The sequence below is a fragment of the Pseudoalteromonas sp. ABV4_021 genome, assembly GCF_056159365.1.
The window spans coordinates 1,370,461-1,391,499 of record NZ_JBSWVB010000001.1; the positions used below are offsets into that span (position 1 = coordinate 1,370,461).

A 21,039-nucleotide genomic window follows, 5' to 3' on the forward strand; every position below is an offset into this window, starting at 1 on the left:
AGTTACTTATATTCTGGCTTAATCTTAAATGCGCTGTCGTAAGGTAGTTTAATGTTTTCTTTTAATTTCCATTCGCCGCCAATCGGTTCAATAAATACCGTGTAGCGTGCATCAAGCAATTTTTCGCTAACGCCTGAATACGCACCGTTGGCGTTAGGTGCTAGCATTAAGTCAACGTCTTTATCTTTTAATGTGGTGTGATAAAACGATACTTTTAGTGCTGCCGGCTTAAGTGAGTCGCCCTTTGTGAAATTAACGGTAACAACACCGTTACTAACGGTTAGGTCTGCGTGCAAGTAAAGTGCTTTAGCACGGTCAAACTTAGAGAGTTCTAAGTTAATTGCTTTGCCTTTTTTGTAGTAGTCGTCAACAACCATTGAAGGCCCTTTGTCAGACATATAAAAAAGCAGGGTGATACATGCGATAACGGCACTCGCTGGTACAAAGATGATAAACCAAGGCCAAAATTGTTTATACCAAGGGGTTGTAGACATAGTGAATAATCGTTAAATCAAATGTTGCGTTATTCTACTTGATGTGGTGTGAAAAGGGTAAAAAAAAGCTCCCAATTGGGAGCTTTTTTGATCTAGATTCGTACTCTTAACGCAATTTTAAAATTAGTTTAAATAACGCGTTAAGTTTAACTAATCAATTACTTATCTTGAGATAAGCTGTATACGTACGCTGTTAAGATATGTACTTTATCTTCGCCTAGGATATCTTTCCACGCTGGCATTACACCGGCACGGCCATTGCGAAGCGTTTCTTCAACTGCACGTTGTGAACCACCGTATAACCAAATGTTATCCGTTAGGTTAGGTGCACCAAACGCGTAGTTACCTTTACCGTCCATACCGTGACACGCAGCACACATTGCAAATTTAGCTTGACCTGCAGCTGCATCTTTTTGGTTAACAGTACGACCAGAAAGGCTTAGTACATAGGCTGTAACTTCTTTAACGCCATCTTCACCAAGTGCATCAATCCACGCTGGCATTGCAGCAACACGACCGTGAAGAAGTGTTTGTTTGATAGCTTCAGGTGAACCACCGTATAACCAATCGTTATCCGTTAGGTTAGGGAAGCCTTGGCCGCCGCGTGCATCAGAGCCGTGACACTGTGCACAGTTTTGCGAGAATAAACGTTGACCGATTTCGAGTGCTTCTTCGTTAGTCGCAAGATCTTTAATATCTTGTTTTGCGAATTGCTGGAATACCGGACCAAAACGTTCTTCTGCAGCTTCCATTTCTTTATCTAGCTGTACGCGTTTGTCTGCGTTAGCTATTACAGCGTCTTTCGACTCTTGGATGTTCAAAACACCTTGGTTTGAACTCGTCCAGTCTAAAACACCTTTAAAGTTACCCATACCCGGATAAAGGATAAGGTATACAACGCCCCATACGAAGGTTGCGAAGAACATAATTGTCCACCACTTAGGTAGTGGGTTGTTTATCTCTTCGATACCATCGAATTCGTGGCCACATGTTTCATTTTCTTCAACGCCTACGTAGTTCTTTAAGTTCCAAACTAGTAGTCCGAAGCAGATTGCTAAGCATGCTATGGTTAATACAATAACCCAAATGCTCCAAAACGTAGTCATTTCTCAGACTCCTTTTTTTCCTTTTCGCCAACTGTATTGTTATGTACGTTTTCGTCTTCGAAAATCGCGTTTGCTGCTTCATCAAAGTTCTTTTTAGAACGTTTGCTGTAAGCCCACCATACAATGGCAATAAAAAGTACTAATAATACCAGAGTAAATATGCCTCTGAATGTGCCGTAATCCATAGTGGTTTACTTTAAGTGAGTACCAAGCTGCTGTAGATACGCAATAAGCGCTTCCATTTCAGTTTTACCTTCAATAGATTTAACATCAGCTTGTAATTCTTCATCACTGCCGTAACCACGACCTGGATACGCTTCTTGGTTAATACCAAAGTTGTCACGGAACACTTGTAATTTCTTAAGTGTATGCGTTGTGTCAACTTTGTTTGTCGCTAACCAAGGGTAACCTGGCATGTTTGACTCTGGAACTACATCACGTGGGTTTACCAAGTGAGCATAGTGCCAATCGTCTGAGTAACGACCACCTACGCGAGCTAGATCTGGACCAGTACGCTTAGAACCCCACTGGAATGGGTGATCCCAAACGCTTTCACCCGCTACCGAGTAGTGGCCGTAACGCTCAACTTCGTCACGGAATGGGCGAATCATTTGTGAGTGACAGTTGTAACAACCTTCACGCACGTAGATATCACGACCTTCCATTTCTAACGCTGTTAGCGGACGTAAGCCATCTACAGGTTTTGTCGTATCTTCTTGGAACATTAGTGGTGTAATTTCCACAAGTGCACCAAAGCTGATTGCGAAAACCGTTAGGATAGCCATTAGGCCAACGTTCTTTTCAACAATCTCGTGTTTGTTTTGTGAATTATTCTGGCTCATACATTACTCCTTAAGCAGGCTGAGCTTCAGCTTGCAATGCACCTTTTTCAGCTGCAACAGTTTTAACAACGTTGTATAACATGATTAGCATACCAACAACGATGAATACACCGCCTACAAAGCGCATGAAGTAGAATGGATACGATGCTTCAAGTGACTGAACAAAGCTATACATTAATGTACCGTCAGAGTTAACCGCACGCCACATTAGACCTTGCATTACACCTGAAATCCACATTGCAACGATGTACAGAACAACACCTACTGTGTGTAACCAGAAGTGTGTGTTGATAAGCTTAGTGCTGTACATGCGAGCTTGACCAAATAGGTTAGGGATTAAGTGATAAACCGCACCGATTGATACCATTGCAACCCAACCTAATGCACCTGAGTGTACGTGACCAACAGTCCAGTCAGTGTAGTGAGATAGTGCATTTACAGATTTGATTGCCATCATTGGGCCTTCGAACGTTGACATACCGTAGAACGATAGTGAAACAACTAAGAAACGAAGAATTGGATCGTGGCGAAGTTTATGCCATGCGCCAGATAGCGTCATGATACCGTTAATCATACCACCCCATGATGGTACAAATAGGATTACTGACATTACCATACCTAAAGACTGAGTCCAGTCAGGTAGAGCAGTGTAGTGTAGGTGGTGAGGACCCGCCCAAATATAAAGAGAAATTAGTGCCCAGAAGTGAACTACCGATAAACGGTAAGAGTAAACTGGACGACCAGCTTGCTTAGGAACGAAGTAGTACATCATACCTAGGAAACCAGCTGTCAGTAGGAAACCTACTGCGTTGTGACCGTACCACCATTGCACCATGGCATCTACTGCGCCCGCGTAGATTGAGTACGACTTAGTCAGGGAAACTGGAATTGCCATGCTGTTTACAATGTGTAAAACAGCAACAGTGATAATAAAACCACCATAGAACCAGTTAGCAACATAAATATGCGACACTTTACGCTTGATTAAGGTACCAAAGAATACAACCGCATAAGCAACCCAAACAACCGTAATTAGGATGTCGATTGGCCACTCTAGCTCAGCGTACTCTTTACCACTTGTGAAACCAAGAGGCAGTGTAATTGCTGCTAATACAATAACAAGTTGCCAACCCCAAAAGGTAAATGATGCAAGCTTGTCTGAGAATAAACGCGTTTGACAGGTACGTTGTACAACGTAGTAAGACGTTGCAAATAGTGCACTTGTACCAAATGCGAAAATAACTGCGTTCGTATGTAACGGACGAAGTCGAGAGTAAGTTAACCATGGAATGTCAAAGTTTAACGCAGGCCATACTAGCTGAGCTGCGATGAAAACCCCGGCACCCATGCCAACAATGCCCCAAATCACCGTCATAATGGCGAATTGGCGTACAACTTTATAGTTGTATTCTGTTTGTGATGCTACTGTTGTTTGGCTCATTTTCCGGTTTCCGCTGCAATAAATTGCAATAAGAAATGAATTTCCCAGTTCTAATTAAAGAAATGGGGCCTCTAAAATATTTACCAAATTCGTTACCTTACTAACTCGAACTTTTTTGTACGACTAAAGTCAAAGATTAAGCTGGCAAGAAAACAAACCCAGTAAAACTCTTTTTTTGCATGAGAAATAATAAAATTTTTGCTTTTAAAAAGATAGCGCATTTGCCCAAAATTATGACCTCAATCAAATATTCTCGGTGAGGGTGATTTATTTTTGTGCAAATTTAGTCTAAATTCGCGGCCATCTTACAAACGCCCGTTATTGAAGAGAAATTAATGCGCATTTTAACCATCATTTTTACAGCACTCATTTTAACAAGCTGTGGTGAGTTTAGTCGTTCACAAAAAGCATCGAGCAAAGAGCAACACATAAATTCTTCTGAGCTCAAAATTAATGAACAAACCGTCAAACCAGAAACCGAGTTTGAGATTGTTTTTACCCCGAGTAATAAAATTGAAATCATCGACGCGCATATTGAAGGGGTAAATATGTATATGGGAAAAATCCCATTATTTTTTTCGCAAAAAGATGACTCAACTTATCACGCCATGGGCATGGTTGGGGTATGTAGTAAGCGTGAAATGGTGTGGCAAATTCAGCTACGTTACCGTGATGTTTCAAGCCAGCTTGAAAAAACAGCAACTCTCAACTTTGTCGTAACAAATGCTTAACTGAGCGTCTACAGATGTAGCTTGGTTACAATTGATTACATCTGGTAACGCACGAAAACGAGTATCAATAAAAGCACGTTATTAGTGTGTAACATACTGATAAATAAGCGGTACAGATGTTATTTCTGTTAATCTAATAGTAACAAGCGGCGCATCCTAAGCGCCGTTTTTTATTCCTGAACAAAAGCTGAACTCGCATTCAGTTTTCATTCATTTTCACAAGCCTAGTTTGCTGCATCCGTTTTCAGATTTCTCCCTGGTTTTATATCCGAAGCCATGTTTCTAGCGTCAATTTAGGAACAACAATCTGTATCTGAAAGTGGGTAATGCAACAAGTTATTCACTTAGTTGAAGTGCTTTCAACTAAAGGGTTAGACAACTAATAAAGGTTTATTATGAATAAAACTAAATTGGGCTTAGCGATTGCCGCAGCAGTTCCACTATTCTCTGCTCATAATGCTGTAGCAGCTGAAGAAACGTCAGCAAGTGCTGTAGAACGTATCGAAGTAACAGGTTCACGCATCAAACGTACTGATATGGAAACAGCAAGCCCGGTAACAGTGATTGGTGCTGATGAAATTCGTGCCTCTGGCGCAGCGTCAATTGATGCCGTTTTACAAAAAATGACTGCTGCAAGCGGTGCAATGACTAACCCAGCAGTAAACAATGGTTCTGGTGGTAATGCGCGTGTTGATTTACGTGGTTTAGGTGCACAGCGTACATTGGTACTTGTTAATGGTCGTCGAATGATCAACTCAGGTACTGGTGCTGCATCAACCGTTGATTTAAACACAATCCCAGTGTCAATGATCAAACAGGTTGAAGTGCTAAAAGATGGTGCTTCAGCAGTATACGGTACTGACGCAGTAGCGGGTGTTGTAAACATTATCTTAAAAGATGATTTCGAAGGTCTTGATATGAACCTTAACGGCGCGATTAGCGGCGAGGGCGATGCAGACGAAACATCATTTGATATCACAATGGGTTCAAGCTTTGACCGCGGTAACGTGGTAATTGGCTTACAATACACAGACCGTGGCGATGCGTCTCAAGCAGACCGTGATTTCTCTGATTGTCCAATCGAAGAAGATTTCGAAAATGGTAGCTTCTACTGTGGTGGTTCTCCTTACTCACCGTTCGGTCGCGTATGGGGTGATACTGCTGACCTTCAAGGTAACGCAGACGGCAGCTGGCATGACTATGTAACCGAAAACGATGCATATAACTTCTCACAGGCGAGCTATTTATATACGCCAATGCGTCGTTTAAACCTAACGGGTGTTGGTAACTTTGACCTAACTGACGATACACGTTTAGTAACTGAATTCACTTACTCAAAGCGTTGGTCAGATCAGCAAATGGCACCACAGCCAGTATGGTTTGATTTTAAATACGATGCTGACGCAATGGGTGATTCACTGTTATCTCACGGTGTAGTTGATGGTGAGGAGATCTCTTACGGTCGTCGTATGACTGACGTTGGTCCTCGTGGTTACGAGCAAGTTGTTGATACAGTTCGCGCAGTAATTGGCTTAAATGGTGAGTTCGATAACGGTTGGGGCTGGGATACATCAGTTGTATTCGGTCGTAACGACTCAGTTGACCGCGCTACAAACTTACTAAACATGGGCTCAATTCAAGACGCTATCAGCAAGCAAGAATTCAACCCATTAGATCAAGGCGATTGGTCAAAAGAGAACTTAAAGCCTTACAACTACACTGAAAACAACTCAGGTGGTAGCCAGTTATTAGTTCTTTCAGCTGGTTTAAACGGCGAAGTAATGGAATTACCAGCAGGTTACGTAGGTTTTGCTGCAGGTATCGAGCACCGTGAAGAAAAAGCATGGTACGTGCCAGATTCACTTACATCACAAGGTTTAGCTAACGACCCTCGTGTTGATCCTACAGGCGGCCGTTTTGACGTAAATGAAGCTTACGTTGAATTAGCAGTACCACTTCTAGCTGACGCACCGTTTGCTGAAATGGTTGATTTAAGTGCAGCAGTACGTGCATTCGATTACAGCACATTCGGTTCTGACGAAACATGGAAGCTAGGTTTAACATGGCGTGTAAATGATGAGTTTATGGCTCGTGCAGTACGCTCAACCGCTTTCCGTGCACCAACAGTTAACGAACTATATGCAGGTCAAGGTCCGTCATTTGAGCAAATCGATTTGCCATATGCTCAAAAGCAAGCTGAAGTAACGGTTGGCGGTAACGAAAACCTAACACCAGAACAAGCTGACACACTAACAGCTGGTTTTGTATATGCGCCATCTTGGTTAGACGGTTTCTCAATGACGGTTGATTACTTCGATATCGAAATTGAAAACGCAATCGCACGTGAAAACGAGCAATACATTGTTGAAACATGTCTTGATGCGACAGGTCAAAACGTTAATAACGATTTAGCACTATGTCAGTTCGCATCTGTTAAATATAACGACAAAACACGTCGTGTAACGTTTAACAACCAACTTAAAAACATTGGTACTGAGCACACTAAAGGTTACGATGTAAACTTCAAGTATACATTCGACGCACTTGGTTTAGCTTGGCGTACAGGTCTAGATGTAACCATTCTAGACGAATACACAGTTGAATCGGCAGGTGCAGGTAGCGTAGATTACGCAGGCCTAATCACTTCAGGTTTAGGTAGCTACGCAGAGCTAAAAACTAACTTAAACCTTAAAGTGTCTGGCGACAACTGGGATGCACAGTACGAAGCGCGTATGATCGATGGTGTTGATGACTACTCATGCCAAAAAGCAGACGCAAAATGTTTAGTACCAAGTGTTGGTACTGTGGTTTACCATGACATCAGCGGCTCTTACATGCTTAATGACACTGTGTCATTACAAGCTGGCGTAAACAACTTATTTGATAAGCAAGCGCCTTACTACACAGGTAACAACGATTCAAACACTGACCCGTACACGTACGATGTACTTGGTCGTCGTTTCTTCGCTGGTGTAAACGTTAAGTTCTAATTTAAGAATAATTAGCGATAAAGCCGCAGGTTAATAACCTGCGGCTTTTTTATTCTCAAAACGATCATCGCTATGTCATTCAATTGTAATATTAAGTATCAATTATCGAATAAAACGCGTTGTAAGCTAGTTCTAGAATGCATTGCTTGCCTATTTAATTTACCTGTCACTAAACTGCAAACTAATTGTCATTAAACCCGCCTAAGCTCTCGGCAAATCCACAATTGAGTTGAAAGCACATGGGAATCATCAGGAATAGAAGTTTAATTAGTCGTAATAAGCAGCAAGATAATCGCGTTTATGTACCGGCTGATTCAAGGGACAATCAGTATGTGATCGCGGAGCTCGCGGTAAATGACGCGCTTGTTGCACAATTATCTGACAAAACACTTAACCCATCGCCAAAAGAATTACTTTCGTTGTTGCTTAACAAGGTAAGACGTATTGTCGCAAATCACGAGATAGACTTTGTTGCCTTGATTGCGTCAAACAAATTTATTCGCGTACGTTATGGTGTTGATAATGAAATTAACACCACTAATGAGCAGCACATCGTTTACTACAACCCAGAAAAAAGTAAAGGCGTGGTGGGTGTAAGTGCAGACGATGCAAATGCAATCCACTCTTTTCGCCTTGTGTGTTTCGCTACCGGTGAAAATTTAAGAGAAAATGCAGCGTTATTTCATCAAAAAGTTGTGATGTTGGTAAATGAAATAAAAGCGGCGTTTAGCTTTGTTGATGCAATTAAACTGCAAGACCACCAACACATTAGTTTCGGACTTGAAAAGCACTCATCGGCTACCCAATCTAAAGCTCATGGTTTTCGTGTTATTGAAAAACGTTATGAAAGCTCTGGTTTAACCTTACCACAAGAGCGCAACAGTAAGGCCTTTATCGTAGTAAAAGCCAATTTTAGTGAGCTACTGAGTGAAAAAGTGCTGAATCATGAATACGATGTCAGTCAGATGCATGGTGAAGTATCACACTTGCTTATTCAACTTGCACAAGAAGCTGGTGTCAGTCACTTAGCTTATGTTGCATCGAATCGCTATCCGGTTGTTAAGTCAAACTTAGTCTCAGGCAGTGCTAATCAAAACGGTGAGCTAGTGAGTTTAAATTTTGGCAACACAGAACATGAAGTGATCCAACTAATTGACGACGATTACATCAATAGTAACGCCTATTTAGTATTTTACATGCCTGAAAACTGTGTAGTGAAAGCAGGGTATGCTGCCTACATTAACAAGGTGATTAAATTGATTGATAAACTTGGCCAAAAGTTGCACCTAGCTGAACACGACAAAGCCATGTTACTAAGGTTTTATCAACACTTTAGTTATAAAGCTTGAACCTAAGCTTATATATTTGTCATAGTGTAGGAAAATAAACTTATCAACCGCACTATGACAATCCAACCCAATCAAGAATTTTGTGTACCTTACGTTGAAGGTGACGGTGTAGGCCCTGAGTTAATGAGCTACGCCCGTACCGTCGCTGACCAGGTGCTTAAAAAGTGCTATGGCGAGCAGCGTAGAATTATTTGGAAAGCTGTACTTTGTGGTGAGAAAGCCGCAGCACAGTATCAAGGCGATTGGTTTCCTGAAGAAACACTGAATGTAATCGAACAATACAAATGCGCATTAATAGGGCCTATTACCGCACCGATAGGTTATGGTTTTAAATCACTTAATGTCGCGCTACGCCACGAACTTGGATTGCGCACGTCGTATACACGATATGTATCACATAATGGTAACTCCTTTTATGTACTGCGCGATAACAGTGAAGATTTGCCGATAAAGCTTGAGTGGCAAACGGATTCATTTGATGGCAATTTACTTGCGACATTTTTAAAAGAAGAGCTCGGTGTCAATAAGGTGCCACTGGCAGAAAAAAGTGTGATGGCACTTAAGTATGTTTCAGAAAATGGCGTAGATATGTTGCTATCTTCTGCAATTGAGCTCGCAAAATTGCGTAATATTAAACGCATCACCATAGTGCACCATGCCAATAGTTTACCGATTTCTGAGGGCAGTGTCGTGCGTTGGGCGCTCAGTTCAATCAAGCGTTACAGTCAAAATTCAGACGAAAATTCATTGCCAAAATATGTTGATGATATTGCAATTGATGTGTGCTCTTTGCTGCAGTTTTTCACTCAAAACCACACGGAGCAGGGCGATACCATTTATATTTCAGCTAACTATTTAGCGACTATTTTAAATGAATATTTTACCGGTAGCTTAGGGCAAATAAACAAGGTAAGCCAAACTAATTTTGGCAATGACATTTGTATTTTTGAGCCAAAACACGGACCGTTGCACAGTTTAGTAGGTAGTGATGAGATAACCCCAGTAGCACTGATAAATGCAGTTGTTTCGCTGTTTTATCATTTGGGTTGTTTAGAAGCGGCTAACTATCTAACAAAGGGTTTATTTGAGGCGGAAAAAAGCTTAAAGGATAACACGATATCCTTTAAGCAATTTCAAGAAACATTAGCCTCAACATTAGGCTGATAGTTTTAGTTGTGATTGATAAAGCGGTCGCAAGTAATCAACGCATTGTTGATATACCGACAGCAGCTCGGCATCAATGTTTTTAACATCAACAACTTGCGCATTACCAGCGGCAGCAATAAAAGCTGCAAATACTAACGTTGGTGTTGGGCAGCTATATTTATCTTTGATTTCTAACGTTTCACCAGCCAACAGGCGAGCCGTAATGCTTGGTGTTGTAACACTAGCAAGTTCACACAGTGATTCATTACTAATCGTGTGTTCGCACGGTTTATTAATCGCTTTTCTGATTTTGCCACCAAACTCTTTCAATAGTTTGATGTAATTCTCAATAAACTGCGCCTGACATTCTGCGTTATCTAAATGGTAAGTTGCTGTTAACTGGTTAAATAAGTTTTCTTCAATGTATAAGAATTGATGTTTATGAAATTGACCTGAGCTCATTGTAATGTTCCTCGTTTTTGTTGATAAATTGGCATTTGCCTTAACAAAAAGAGTAACTAACCTAAATAAAATTTAAAAATTGAATAATTCAATTGTTGATATAGATATTGTCTATACTGCTGTGCTAAACCTAAGTTTAACTCGGTAAACTCAATGCAAACTCTGTCAGTTGCTGGCGCAGCCAAGTGTGCGCTGGGTCGTAGTGCTTAATGGGGCTCCAAACCATACTGATCTCTTGCGGCACCATTTGAAATGGCAATGGCAGGGTAACTAAGGGGTCGTTTTGAAAACTCGACAATGCCAAGCGGTTAGGAATAGTAAGCAGCAAATTTTTACTTCCGGTGATTAACGCTTGTGCTTGAAAATGGCGGGTAAAGACTTGAATATTTCGCTTTTTTTCCATTTGCCAAAGGGCTTCGTCAAGTTCGCCAAGCTTACTAGGATGGCTATCTTTTGAAATGCGATTTTCACTGATAATACCACTGCGACTCACCCAAATATGAGGCTGTGTTAAATAGCTATAAAGGTCTTGCGTTTCTGCAAACGGATTATCCTGATGACAGATCACCCTAAAATTATCGCGCCATAATCGTTTTTGGTGAAATGACGTCGGCGCTTGTTTAAAGCGGTTAATTGCGATATCTACACTACCTTCTTGCAATTCACCAAGTGAACTGTCGCCAGGGGACGTAATGTTGTAGCTAATATTCGGATAACACTCAGCGGTTTTGGCTATAAACGGAAACAGTAAACAGCTTTCAATATAATCGTTAGTTAAAATTTTAAAGGTGTGTTGCGCAGTAATCGGGTCAAACTGGCTGTCGGATTGGGTGATCGATTCACTGAGGCGAATAAATTCGTTGATCTGCGGTTTAAGTGCTAGTGCTTTTTCAGTCGGTTGCATGCCACCTGCGGTGCGAACCAATAAAGGATCAGAAAAATATTCACGTAGTCGTTTTAATGCAGCGCTGACCGTTGGCTGTGTTAAAGCAAGCTTGTTTGCAGCGCGTGAAACACTTCGTTCTTCTAATAAGACGTTTAGATATACCAGCAGATTTAGGTCAATATTGCGAATATTCATAAGTTTCTGTACAAGCTTTGCGTTAAATGAGAGTACAACTTATACCAATTTGAATATTTATGCGATGCTTCTCGCACATTAAAATATGTATTTAGAACAGTTAGATGTGAATGCACTTAGCTTAATAATAAATCTGTTTGCGCGGTAATAAGGGTTTAGTATTAGCTAAATTTAGCGTTATTTAAAAATAAAAAAAGCCGAGATAGCACGGCTTTTTTACGGTATCGGCAATAAGCGATTAAAGGCCTTTCTCTGAGTAAAGGGTTACCTTACCGCCTACAAAGGTTACTTTAATGTTTGTGCTGTCATTGCCCCAAGTACAGTCTGTGTGCATGGTTTTTTCTTCACATTGTGATGCGCTGCTAAGGATCGCTTCAACTTCTTGCTTGTCTTGACCTACTTTAATTTTTTCGTAGTTTTCTAAGGTCACTTTTGAACATGCAGTTAACGTAAGTAGTGCTGCAGCAGTAATAAATAATTTTTTCATAAGACAAAGTCCTTAATGGTTATAACGACGAATTTGCATAATAATGCCGAGCTTTGGATGGTCGAAATAATGTATTTCGGAGCTTATCACACGACGGAATTGTGAAAATCGTTCGGTTTTTAATACAGTTTCAGAGAGTTGTTGCAAAGCTAAGCCATTGTCACCATCTGTAAAGTTGATGTTGTCAACGGTCTCTTCCACTAACTCGTTAAGATCAAAATCGGCTTCAATATTGAGATAATTGCGACGAATAAATACTTTAAATTTGCCTTGTAGCTGCCATGTTTGTTCAGTTAAAAGCGGACTAGGAGTGTCTTCAAACGTTTCAAAGTCGTTAACAATATCATTTGAAAATGCATTTATGTCTGAACTTTGCGGCACGCCATTTAAATCAATTGCCTCGCTTTGTTCAAATTGCATATATTCATTAAGCATTCGTTCAAGTGATTGCTCATTTTCTGATTTATTAATAACTGCCGATAAATTCTTTCCACCATACAAGTACATAGGTGTTGCGTTACGAATATTACTTTCAGGTTGGCGCCAACCGGTGTGCAATAACGGTGTTAAGCCACGTCGTTTTAAGCGGCTTACGGTTTCGTTAAGCTCGAGCTGCTCTTTTGATAACAAATAAATGTAATCGGTGTGTTCGAACGTCAGTGCGTCAGGTGTAAGCGGTAACGCGTCTAATTCGGCTACATTGCTATAACGTTGGCACTCAAGCTGCGCAAAGTTATCAAGTTCATCGTCGTTATTAATTTGCGATGATGTCTCAAACGCTTCAATAACGTCATCGTTACTAATGGCAGGCTGGTCAAGGCCGTCAATCTGTTCGCCATTTTCGTTATCGACTTCGATGCCCATGCATTCTTTATATTTCACATTTTGCAGTTCTTGATAGGCTTCAGCGATAATGTCTTTACTGTTAGCGTAGTTAATCGCTGGGAAGTCTTCGGCTGAAAGGTCTTCTTTTAGTTCGCTGTCGGTAGGTCTTTCAAAAAAGATCAGTTCAATATCAAACCAACGCAAATTGGCGCTGGCCATAAAACTTGCGCTAAGCAGGCTTAACGGCAAAACATATTTTATTATCATTATTTTACAACCTTTTGGGCAAAGTCTCTTAGCATTGCAGTAACGAGCTTTAAGCGCTCTTGGTTATTCTTTTCTTCAATCATAAAACGCAATTTACTGGCGCCTTCCATCTTATAAAATTGCGGATTGGATTGCAGTAATCCAATAATAAAGCTTGGATCGACTTTAGTATCTTGGCCAAATTCAAAATAACCGCCTTTGATATTGGCATCAATCTTAGTTATACCAAGGCTTGAGGCTGTAATTTTGAGTTGTTGAATTGCAAATAGGTTTTGCAACGCTTCAGGTAGTAAACCAAATCGGTCAATTAATTCAACTGACAATTCATCCATTGCATCTTTATCGGTGCAACTGGCAATACGTTTGTACATGCTTAAGCGTGTATTTACATCATGAATATAGTCGTTTGGAATAAGCGCAGGAATTTTTAAATCAACGTCGCTTTGTTTGCGTAGCAAGTTTTCAAGGCTTGGCTCTTTGCCTTGTTTTAACGCTTCAACAGCTTGGTCGAGCATTTCCATATACAAGCTAAAGCCTATGCTCTCAATTTGACCGCTTTGCTCATCACCTAATAGCTCACCCGCACCACGAATTTCTAAATCGTGCGTCGCTAAAGTAAAACCAGCACCAAGATCTTCAAGTGATGAAATCGCTTCTAAACGTTTCTTCGCATCTTTACTGATCAGTTTTTCATTTGGTGTCAGTAAATAAGCGTAGGCTTGGTGATGACTTCGACCAACGCGGCCACGTAATTGGTGTAATTGTGCAAGGCCAAAACGGTCGGCTCTATCAATCAAAATGGTATTTGCGGTTGGAATATCAATACCAGTTTCAATTATCGTGGTACACACCAACACGTTAAACTTTTGGTGGTAAAAATCCGACATTAATGATTCGAGTTCTTTCTCGCGCATTTGCCCGTGGGCGTACTGAACATTAGCTTCAGGTACTAATGCAGCAATGTCGCTTGCAAAGCTGTCGATGGTTTCAACATTGTTATGTAAGAAGTAAACCTGGCCTCCGCGTTTAATTTCACGAATGATTGCTTCTTTAATAAGTTCATCGTCGCTTTGACGAACGAAGGTTTTTACTGCTAACCGTTTAGCCGGTGGGGTGGCAATAATTGATAAATCGCGCATGCCACTCATTGCCATATTCAGCGTACGCGGAATTGGCGTTGCGGTGAGCGTTAAAATATCAACATCAGCACGTAGCGACTTAATTTTTTCTTTTTGGCGTACGCCAAAACGGTGCTCTTCATCCACAATCAGTAAGCCAAGATCATCAAACTTAATGTCTTGCTGCAGTAACTTATGTGTTCCAACAACAATATCAATTTTACCTTCAGCTAAGCCTTCAAGCGTTTGTTTTTGCTCTTTTGCAGTTTTAAATCGCGACAATAAGGCGACTTCAACGGCAGAGTTGGCGAAACGGTCTTTAAAGTTTTCAAAATGCTGTTGAGCGAGCAGGGTAGTTGGCACTAAAACCGCGACTTGCTTAGAGTCGTTTACTGCGACAAACGCGGCGCGCATCGCAACTTCAGTTTTACCAAAGCCAACATCACCGCACACCAAACGATCCATTGCTTGCGCTTTTTGCATATCATTCAGTACGGCACCAATGGCATTTTGTTGGTCATCGGTTTCTTCAAACGGAAAGCTATCCGCAAATTGGCGATAAGCGCTGCTGTCGTGATTAAATGCGTAACCTGGCTTAACTTCGCGCTGGGCATAAATATCAAGTAATTCAGCGGCAACATCGCGGACTTTTTCGGCGGCACGACGTTTGGCTTTTTCCCACGCTTCGGAGCCCAGTTTATTGAGTGGAGCAGTTTCTAAGTCACCACCTGAATAACGCGATAATAAATGCAGTGATGCCACAGGCACATAAAGCTTCGCGTCGTTTAAATAATGAATGGTAACAAACTCGGTACTGACACCTCCGGCGTCAATGGTTTCTAGCCCTTGGTAACGGCCGACACCGTGATCTAAATGTACTATGGGTTGACCAATTTGCAGTTCAGCAAGGTTACGAATAATTGAATCTTGACTGACTTCGTATTTATGTTTGCGACGGCGTCTTTGAGATATTTTTACACCAAGCAGCTCTTGCTCAGTGATAATGCATAAGTTTTGCGTAGTAAGGTGAATACTTTGCTCGAGCGGTGAAACAATTAAGCCAACATCACTGTTTGCTGCACTAAATTGATCAATAGACTCGAACTCTGAAAGCTTTAACCCAGTTGGTTTCAGCAAAGTTAATAATGATTCACGGCGGCCGTCACTTTCTACCGAAAATAAAATACGCGTGTTATTACTTTTTAACGCGCTAATGTAGTTTAAGACGTGTTCAAACGGCTGCTTAAGTTGATGGTTTACACGGATATCAGGCACAGCATCAAGAGCGATATTGCTATTGCCTGCTTTCGTGCCAAGCATTGCTTGAGAGAGCGCAACGCGAGGGGAACCATTTAGCGCAGAAAATAAGTTTTCTACATTAAGATAAAGCTTTGACGGTTCGAGTAGTGGGCGTAATGGATCAACTTTACGATTTTCGAAGCGTTTTTCAATATCTTGCCAAGTTTCACGGCAGCTGTGTTCAATATCGCCCAAGGTAAAAATAACGTTGTCACTTGGTAAATAATCAAACAGGGTTGCGGTGTTATCAAAAAACAATGGTAAATAATATTCAATACCTGCGGGCAAACTACCTTGGCTGACTTGTGAATAGACAGAGCCTTTTTCATGTGCCATGCCAAAGGTTTCACGATAGTTAATACGAAAACGTTCTATGTCGTCTTCGTCGGTACCAAATTCGTGCGCTGGCAATAAGTCAATTTCTTGAATGTTCTCGCGAGAGCGCTGGGTTTCCGGATCAAATTGGCGAATCGAGTCAATTTCATCATCAAATAAATCAATACGCAGTGGTGTATTACTGCCCATCGGGAATAAATCGATGATGGAACCACGAATCGCAAATTCACCATGGGCCATTACTTGTTGTACGTTGATATAGCCAACCGACTCGAGTGCGGTGCGCAAGGTCATGCTATCGAGCGTGTCACCAACTTTGTATTTGATTGCCTTACCGTAAATAAATTCACACGGGGCGGTGCGCAACATAAGCCCTGCAATAGGCACAATCAACACTCCGTCATGCTGATTTCTAAGTTGACTTAATAGGCTTAAACGCTGCGAAATTATATCTTGGTGTGGCGAAAAATGATCGTAAGGCAAGGTTTCCCAGTCTGGAAATAAGTTAACTGGGATATTAGGCAACAGGTAATTTAGCTCAGCTTCAAGCTTAAGTGCCTGTTGCGTGTTTTGCGTGACAATTAATTTAAATCCAGCGTGGCTTTTTACCGCATCTGAAATTGCTAAACTTAAGGCTGAACCTGCTAAATTGCCCCACGCAATTTTGTCGTTTTGGGTTTTGATCCAGGGTAAGTTAAGCCACTGACTTTGCATTAATGTCACTCCTTACTAATCTCGGTATAATTTGGTTAGATCTTGGTAATGGTCGATACGACGGTCACGTAAATACGGCCAAATACGACGTACGGATTCACTGCGTGCACGATCGATATCGGCATAGAGGATTTCATCGTCATTATTTGACGCGTGCGCCAAAATTTCGCCCTGTGGACCCGTAATAAAACTATTGCCCCAGAACTGAATGCCTTTACTCTGCTCGCTTGGATCGGCTTCATGGCCTTGGCGGTTACAGGCAATTACAGGCAGTCCATTTGATACTGCGTGAGCACGCTGGGCAATAACCCAAGCGTCGAGTTGACGTTGTTGTTCAGCGCTGTCGTCGTCTAAATCCCAACCAATTGCGGTTGGGTAAATTAAAAACTCTGCACCTGCCATCGCCATTAAACGCGCAGCTTCTGGGAACCATTGATCCCAGCATACTAACACGCCAAGTTTACCAATTGAGGTCTCGATTGGTTGAAAACCTAAATCGCCCGGGGTGAAGTAAAACTTTTCATAAAAGCCAGGGTCATCAGGAATATGCATTTTGCGGTAAGTGCCCGCAATTTCACCGTTAGTATCAAGTACAACGGCGGTATTGTGATACAAGCCCGTTGCACGTTTTTCAAATAATGAGGTAACAATAACGACATTTAGCTCTTTGGCAAGCGCACCGTAAAGCGCGGTACTTGGGCCTGGAATTGGTTCTGCTAAGTCAAAGTTATCGGTACTTTCTACTTGGCAAAAATACAGGCTGCGATGCAGTTCTTGCAATACAATTAACTTGGCACCATTTTTTGCGGCCTCTTTTATGCCAAGTACGGTTTTGTCTTGGTTATGCTGTAAATCACCGCTATTTGAATGTTGAATTGCCGCAACTTTAATCGTTTGAGACATAATTAGCTCCGTAAAAAACCCTTAGGTAATTGCATGGTAATACAGTGTAAGCTGCCAAATTGGTGAATTAATGGCAGACAGTCAATACCAACAACTTGATGTTGAGGGTAGGCTGCTGCGATTACATCAAGTGCAGCTTGATCATTAGCATCTTGGTAAGTAGGTACCAATACCTTGTTATTGATAATTAAATAATTGGCATAGGTTGCTGGAAGGCGCTCGCCATCGTTATCGTATTTCGCGTGTGGCCAAGGTAAGGCGTGCAAAGTATAAGGCTCGCCACTTTTTGTAGTGAATGTCTGTAACTGCTTAGCCATTGCGTCTAACGCTTGGAAGTGCTCATCGTTTTGATCAGGGCATGAAACGTAAACTAAGGCATCATTTGGCGCAAAACGCACTAACGTGTCGATATGGCTGTCGGTATCGTCTCCTGCAAGGTAACCGTGATCAAGCCAAAGAAAGTGATTAACACCTAATAATTCCGTTAGCTTTGCTTCTAGCTCTGCTTTATTTAAATTGTTTTCACGATTGTCGTTTAATAAGCATTCGCTGGTTGTTAACAGTGTGCCGTTACCATCGCTTTCAATACCACCACCTTCGAGTGCCAGCGGCACTTTTTGTGATGAAGCGTTATTGGCTAATACTGTGTTAAATAGCTGCTGATTAATCGCATTATCAAGTTCTGATTGAAACTTATTACCCCAGCCATTAAAGGTAAAATCAAGGGCATGAAGAGTGTCACCACGATATGTGCTAATTGGGCCATGGTCGCGTGCCCACGTATCATTAGTTGGGCATACAACAAAATGGACCTTGTCTAGTGGTAGATCGTTGCTATGAAAAAGCGTACTAATATGTTGTTTTAACGCATCATTATGCGCAACAATCACAAGTGCTTGCTGCGACAGAATTTCTTTTGCGATAGCAAGGTAGGAGAGCTCAACTTGAGGCAAAATATCGGCCCAATCAGTATCTTTATGCGGCCAAGTTAAAAGCACGGCATCTTGCAATGCCCATTCAGCTGGAAAAACAGTGTTCATAGTAGTTAACAAGGGTAATTTTGGCCAATATTAGCAAATGGCGACACTATTTATTAGTGTTTAATTGATGTTTTTCTTTGATTGCTTCTTTTTTAACACTTTGGCTTGTGTATGCAGGCTTGCTCTAACCATAAGTTCTTGATCTTGTTCTCGAATGTGGCTGAATATAAATCGTGTCTTATATCCATCTTGGTGCGGTTCACTATCCACAACTTGGGTAAAGCAAAACACTGCTGCCGCTTCATCCGCTAAAAACAGTTTGCTCCGAAAAAAACTGTTTGGGGTATAGCGAGTGTTTGTTTGCAGTACAAAGCCGCTGCCACCAAAACTTACCGTTTCTAGCTGAGCTTCGTCTTCATTTTCCGTTGCTAATATATGCGACAAAATAAGGTCAATTTTACGTGACTGTAATTTAAGGTACTGCGCTAAATCATCGGCTACATCACCTAACTGTCTGAGTGGGCGAAGGGCGGTTTGCTCTAGCACGTTTACTTCATTGGCTAGTTTAAATAGCGGTGGGATTATTTTGTCTATGTCACTGTCATCGCTAGGCAATTTATCTTCGTTAACCTGTTCTAAGTTAACGCTAATTGCGTGTTCGATTTGAAAGTATTGATTAAATTGTTCGATGAGGTCGGACATATGCATTGTAAATCATTAAATAATAAATAATCTTAGCCCGAACAGGGGAGTTCAGGCAAAGAATTTATTTAACTTTCAGTTAGCTGCCGGTGAACGGCACGTTCTCGATAACTTCTAACGACTGATTAAGTGCCTCAAGTCGTGTATTTACAAAACGCTCTTTACCGATTAATTCATCAATGCCAAGCCTTTCGAGTTGATGTTTAGCATCGTTATTTGGGCAATATAAAAAGACTTCACAGTCTGCTTCTATGGCGTCTTTAATGGCATTTTCTAAGGCGAGGCCAACGGTCATATCGATCATTGGTACATCACTTAAATCTAGGATCATCGCTTTGTACTTATGTACAGAAGAATGCTGACGAGAAATGGCTTTAGATACACTGAAAATCATTGGACCCGACAAGTAAAAGAACAGAATATTGCCTTTTGCTTTGTCTAAAATTGCGCGCTCTTGTTTATTTAACGGTACATCATCGTCATCTGCATCGCTAATTGCTTTGACTTGTTTTGCCTGTTCACGGCTTAATCGTTCTATCACAATAATATTTGAGATAAATACACCCAAGCCAACCGCAATAAGTAAGTCAACAAAAACAGTTAGTAGCATTACCGCATACATAATCGCGGTTTGCTGCATGCTGGCTTTGTGTGCGCGCTGTAAAAAACTCCAATCGAGAATCGAGATACCAACATACAGCGCGATACCTGCAAGCACCGCCATTGGAATTGGCTCAATTAAACTGCCCGCAACTAATACTACAAGCATCAAAATAACGGCGCGGATAATTGCCGCGGCAGGAGAGCGAGAACCCACTTGAATACTCACAACTGTGCCCATGGTTGCACCTGCACCCGGCAGTGCGCCAAACAAACCTGAGATCATGTTAGCAATACCTTGACCTTTCAGTTCTTTATTTGAATCGTGCTCTTGACGCGTTAATGAATCTGAGATTACTGCAGTTAAAAGGGTATCAATACAACCAAGTGTGCCAAGTACCATGGCTTCAATGATCATGGTAACGAATTGGTCGGCGGTAAATGTCGGAAATACTAAATTAGGTAACCCAGTCGGAATTTCACCGATACGGCGAATCGATTCATCGCTAAATAAAATAACGGATACAAGCGTGATTGCGATAAGTGCAACGAGTTGAGCGGGAATATATTTACGGTATTTTTTTGGGAAGTAAAACAAGATGCCCAGTGTTGCGAGGCCTAAAAATAATTCTGAAAAGTGAAGGTTGAAAATTAAACTGGGGAGCTCCGTTAGCGTGCCGACGACGCCGCCTGATGGTGTTTGATGCCCTAAAAGCGGTGCTAATTGTAAGATAATTAGAATAACACCAATGCCTGACATAAAACCGGAGATAACACTGTATGGCATTAAGGTAACGTATTTACCCAGTTTTAATGAACCGAGTAAAAATTGGAATGCACCGGCCATCATCACCACGGTAAAGGCCATTGCCATGCCTTGCTCTGGGTGTTTGGCCATCATCGCGGTAAGCACTGCTGTCATAATAACGGTCATCGGACCGGTCGGCTCAGAAATGAGCGAGTTAGAACCACCAAACAGTGCAGCGAATAAACCCACTAAAATAGCGCCCCAGATACCAGCTTCGGCACCTGCGCCTGACGCCACACCGAAGGCTAGGGCAAGTGGTAGTGAGATAATTGCAGTAGTGACACCACCAAATAAGTCACCACGGAGTTGAAAGTGCTTAAATCGCTCGAACAAAAGGCATACCCCTATATTGCAGACG

At 41.5% G+C, this 21,039-nt stretch carries 18 protein-coding genes; 4 read left to right on the top strand and 14 right to left on the bottom strand.

Annotation, left to right across the window (positions count from 1 at the left end; all coding sequences use genetic code 11):
• Window positions 1-2: 2 nt before the first annotated feature.
• The 5 genes from ACXAFE_RS06500 to ccoN form a co-directional block, all read right to left on the bottom strand.
• Window positions 3-494, bottom strand: coding sequence for a FixH family protein (locus ACXAFE_RS06500; RefSeq protein ID WP_100913279.1), 492 nt, complete (start codon window positions 492-494; stop codon window positions 3-5).
• 158 nt (window positions 495-652) lie between these two features.
• Window positions 653-1,600, bottom strand: coding sequence for a cytochrome-c oxidase, cbb3-type subunit III (gene ccoP / locus ACXAFE_RS06505; RefSeq protein WP_237128672.1), 948 nt, complete (start codon window positions 1,598-1,600; stop codon window positions 653-655).
• Window positions 1,597-1,785 carry a cbb3-type cytochrome oxidase subunit 3 gene (locus tag ACXAFE_RS06510; protein ID WP_010560215.1) on the bottom strand — a complete coding sequence of 63 codons (189 nt, stop codon included), beginning with the start codon at window positions 1,783-1,785 and terminating at the stop codon, window positions 1,597-1,599. The genes ccoP and ACXAFE_RS06510 overlap by 4 nt, the downstream gene beginning before the upstream one ends.
• Before the next feature lie 6 nt (window positions 1,786-1,791).
• Entirely contained in the window at window positions 1,792-2,442 is a 651-nt protein-coding gene (gene ccoO / locus ACXAFE_RS06515; RefSeq protein ID WP_100913281.1) for a cytochrome-c oxidase, cbb3-type subunit II, read from the bottom strand.
• Between the two features lie 10 nt (window positions 2,443-2,452).
• Window positions 2,453-3,883, bottom strand: a complete 1,431-nt coding sequence (ccoN, locus tag ACXAFE_RS06520; protein WP_054980100.1) for a cytochrome-c oxidase, cbb3-type subunit I — start codon at window positions 3,881-3,883, stop codon at window positions 2,453-2,455.
• 335 nt (window positions 3,884-4,218) lie between these two features.
• Here ccoN and ACXAFE_RS06525 point away from each other — a divergent pair, with 335 nt between their 5' ends.
• The 4 genes from ACXAFE_RS06525 (at window position 4,219) to ACXAFE_RS06540 (ending at window position 10,117) form a co-directional block, all read left to right on the top strand.
• The gene (locus ACXAFE_RS06525; RefSeq protein WP_475150285.1) at window positions 4,219-4,614 is read left to right on the top strand and encodes a hypothetical protein; all 396 of its coding nucleotides are present in this window, start codon (window positions 4,219-4,221) and stop codon (window positions 4,612-4,614) included.
• A gap of 395 nt (window positions 4,615-5,009) precedes the next feature.
• Entirely contained in the window at window positions 5,010-7,604 is a 2,595-nt protein-coding gene (locus tag ACXAFE_RS06530; protein ID WP_100913283.1) for a TonB-dependent receptor, read from the top strand.
• A gap of 239 nt (window positions 7,605-7,843) precedes the next feature.
• On the top strand, window positions 7,844-8,953 hold the full coding sequence (locus ACXAFE_RS06535) for a DUF3083 family protein (RefSeq protein ID WP_475150287.1): 1,110 nt from the start codon (window positions 7,844-7,846) through the stop codon (window positions 8,951-8,953).
• Between the two features lie 54 nt (window positions 8,954-9,007).
• Window positions 9,008-10,117, top strand: a complete 1,110-nt coding sequence (locus tag ACXAFE_RS06540; protein ID WP_475150290.1) for an isocitrate/isopropylmalate family dehydrogenase — start codon at window positions 9,008-9,010, stop codon at window positions 10,115-10,117.
• Here the strand turns inward: ACXAFE_RS06540 and ACXAFE_RS06545 are convergent.
• The 9 genes from ACXAFE_RS06545 to ACXAFE_RS06585 all read right to left on the bottom strand — a co-directional run bounded on the left by ACXAFE_RS06545 (window position 10,109) and on the right by ACXAFE_RS06585 (window position 21,014).
• The gene (locus ACXAFE_RS06545; RefSeq protein WP_475150292.1) at window positions 10,109-10,561 is read right to left on the bottom strand and encodes a hypothetical protein; all 453 of its coding nucleotides are present in this window, start codon (window positions 10,559-10,561) and stop codon (window positions 10,109-10,111) included. The genes ACXAFE_RS06540 and ACXAFE_RS06545 overlap by 9 nt on opposite strands.
• A 136-nt stretch (window positions 10,562-10,697) precedes the next feature.
• Window positions 10,698-11,642, bottom strand: coding sequence for a LysR family transcriptional regulator (locus ACXAFE_RS06550; RefSeq protein WP_475150295.1), 945 nt, complete (start codon window positions 11,640-11,642; stop codon window positions 10,698-10,700).
• 238 nt (window positions 11,643-11,880) lie between these two features.
• Window positions 11,881-12,129: a DUF3862 domain-containing protein gene (locus tag ACXAFE_RS06555; RefSeq protein WP_475150298.1), complete on the bottom strand. Its 249-nt coding sequence runs from the start codon at window positions 12,127-12,129 to the stop codon at window positions 11,881-11,883.
• 12 nt (window positions 12,130-12,141) lie between these two features.
• Window positions 12,142-13,221: a CsiV family protein gene (locus tag ACXAFE_RS06560; RefSeq protein ID WP_475150301.1), complete on the bottom strand. Its 1,080-nt coding sequence runs from the start codon at window positions 13,219-13,221 to the stop codon at window positions 12,142-12,144.
• A complete protein-coding gene (gene mfd, locus ACXAFE_RS06565; protein WP_475150303.1) occupies window positions 13,221-16,688 on the bottom strand; it encodes a transcription-repair coupling factor in 3,468 nt (1,155 codons plus the stop codon). Before mfd ends, ACXAFE_RS06560 begins: the two co-directional genes overlap by 1 nt.
• 15 nt (window positions 16,689-16,703) lie before the next feature.
• Window positions 16,704-17,591, bottom strand: coding sequence for a carbon-nitrogen hydrolase (locus ACXAFE_RS06570; protein ID WP_475150307.1), 888 nt, complete (start codon window positions 17,589-17,591; stop codon window positions 16,704-16,706).
• A gap of 2 nt (window positions 17,592-17,593) precedes the next feature.
• Window positions 17,594-18,631: an agmatine deiminase family protein gene (locus ACXAFE_RS06575; protein ID WP_475150311.1), complete on the bottom strand. Its 1,038-nt coding sequence runs from the start codon at window positions 18,629-18,631 to the stop codon at window positions 17,594-17,596.
• A 60-nt stretch (window positions 18,632-18,691) separates the two neighbouring features.
• A complete protein-coding gene (locus tag ACXAFE_RS06580; RefSeq protein ID WP_394226323.1) occupies window positions 18,692-19,279 on the bottom strand; it encodes a PilZ domain-containing protein in 588 nt (195 codons plus the stop codon).
• 73 nt (window positions 19,280-19,352) lie between these two features.
• A complete protein-coding gene (locus ACXAFE_RS06585) occupies window positions 19,353-21,014 on the bottom strand; it encodes a SulP family inorganic anion transporter (RefSeq protein WP_475150316.1) in 1,662 nt (553 codons plus the stop codon).
• Window positions 21,015-21,039 lie beyond the last annotated feature (25 nt).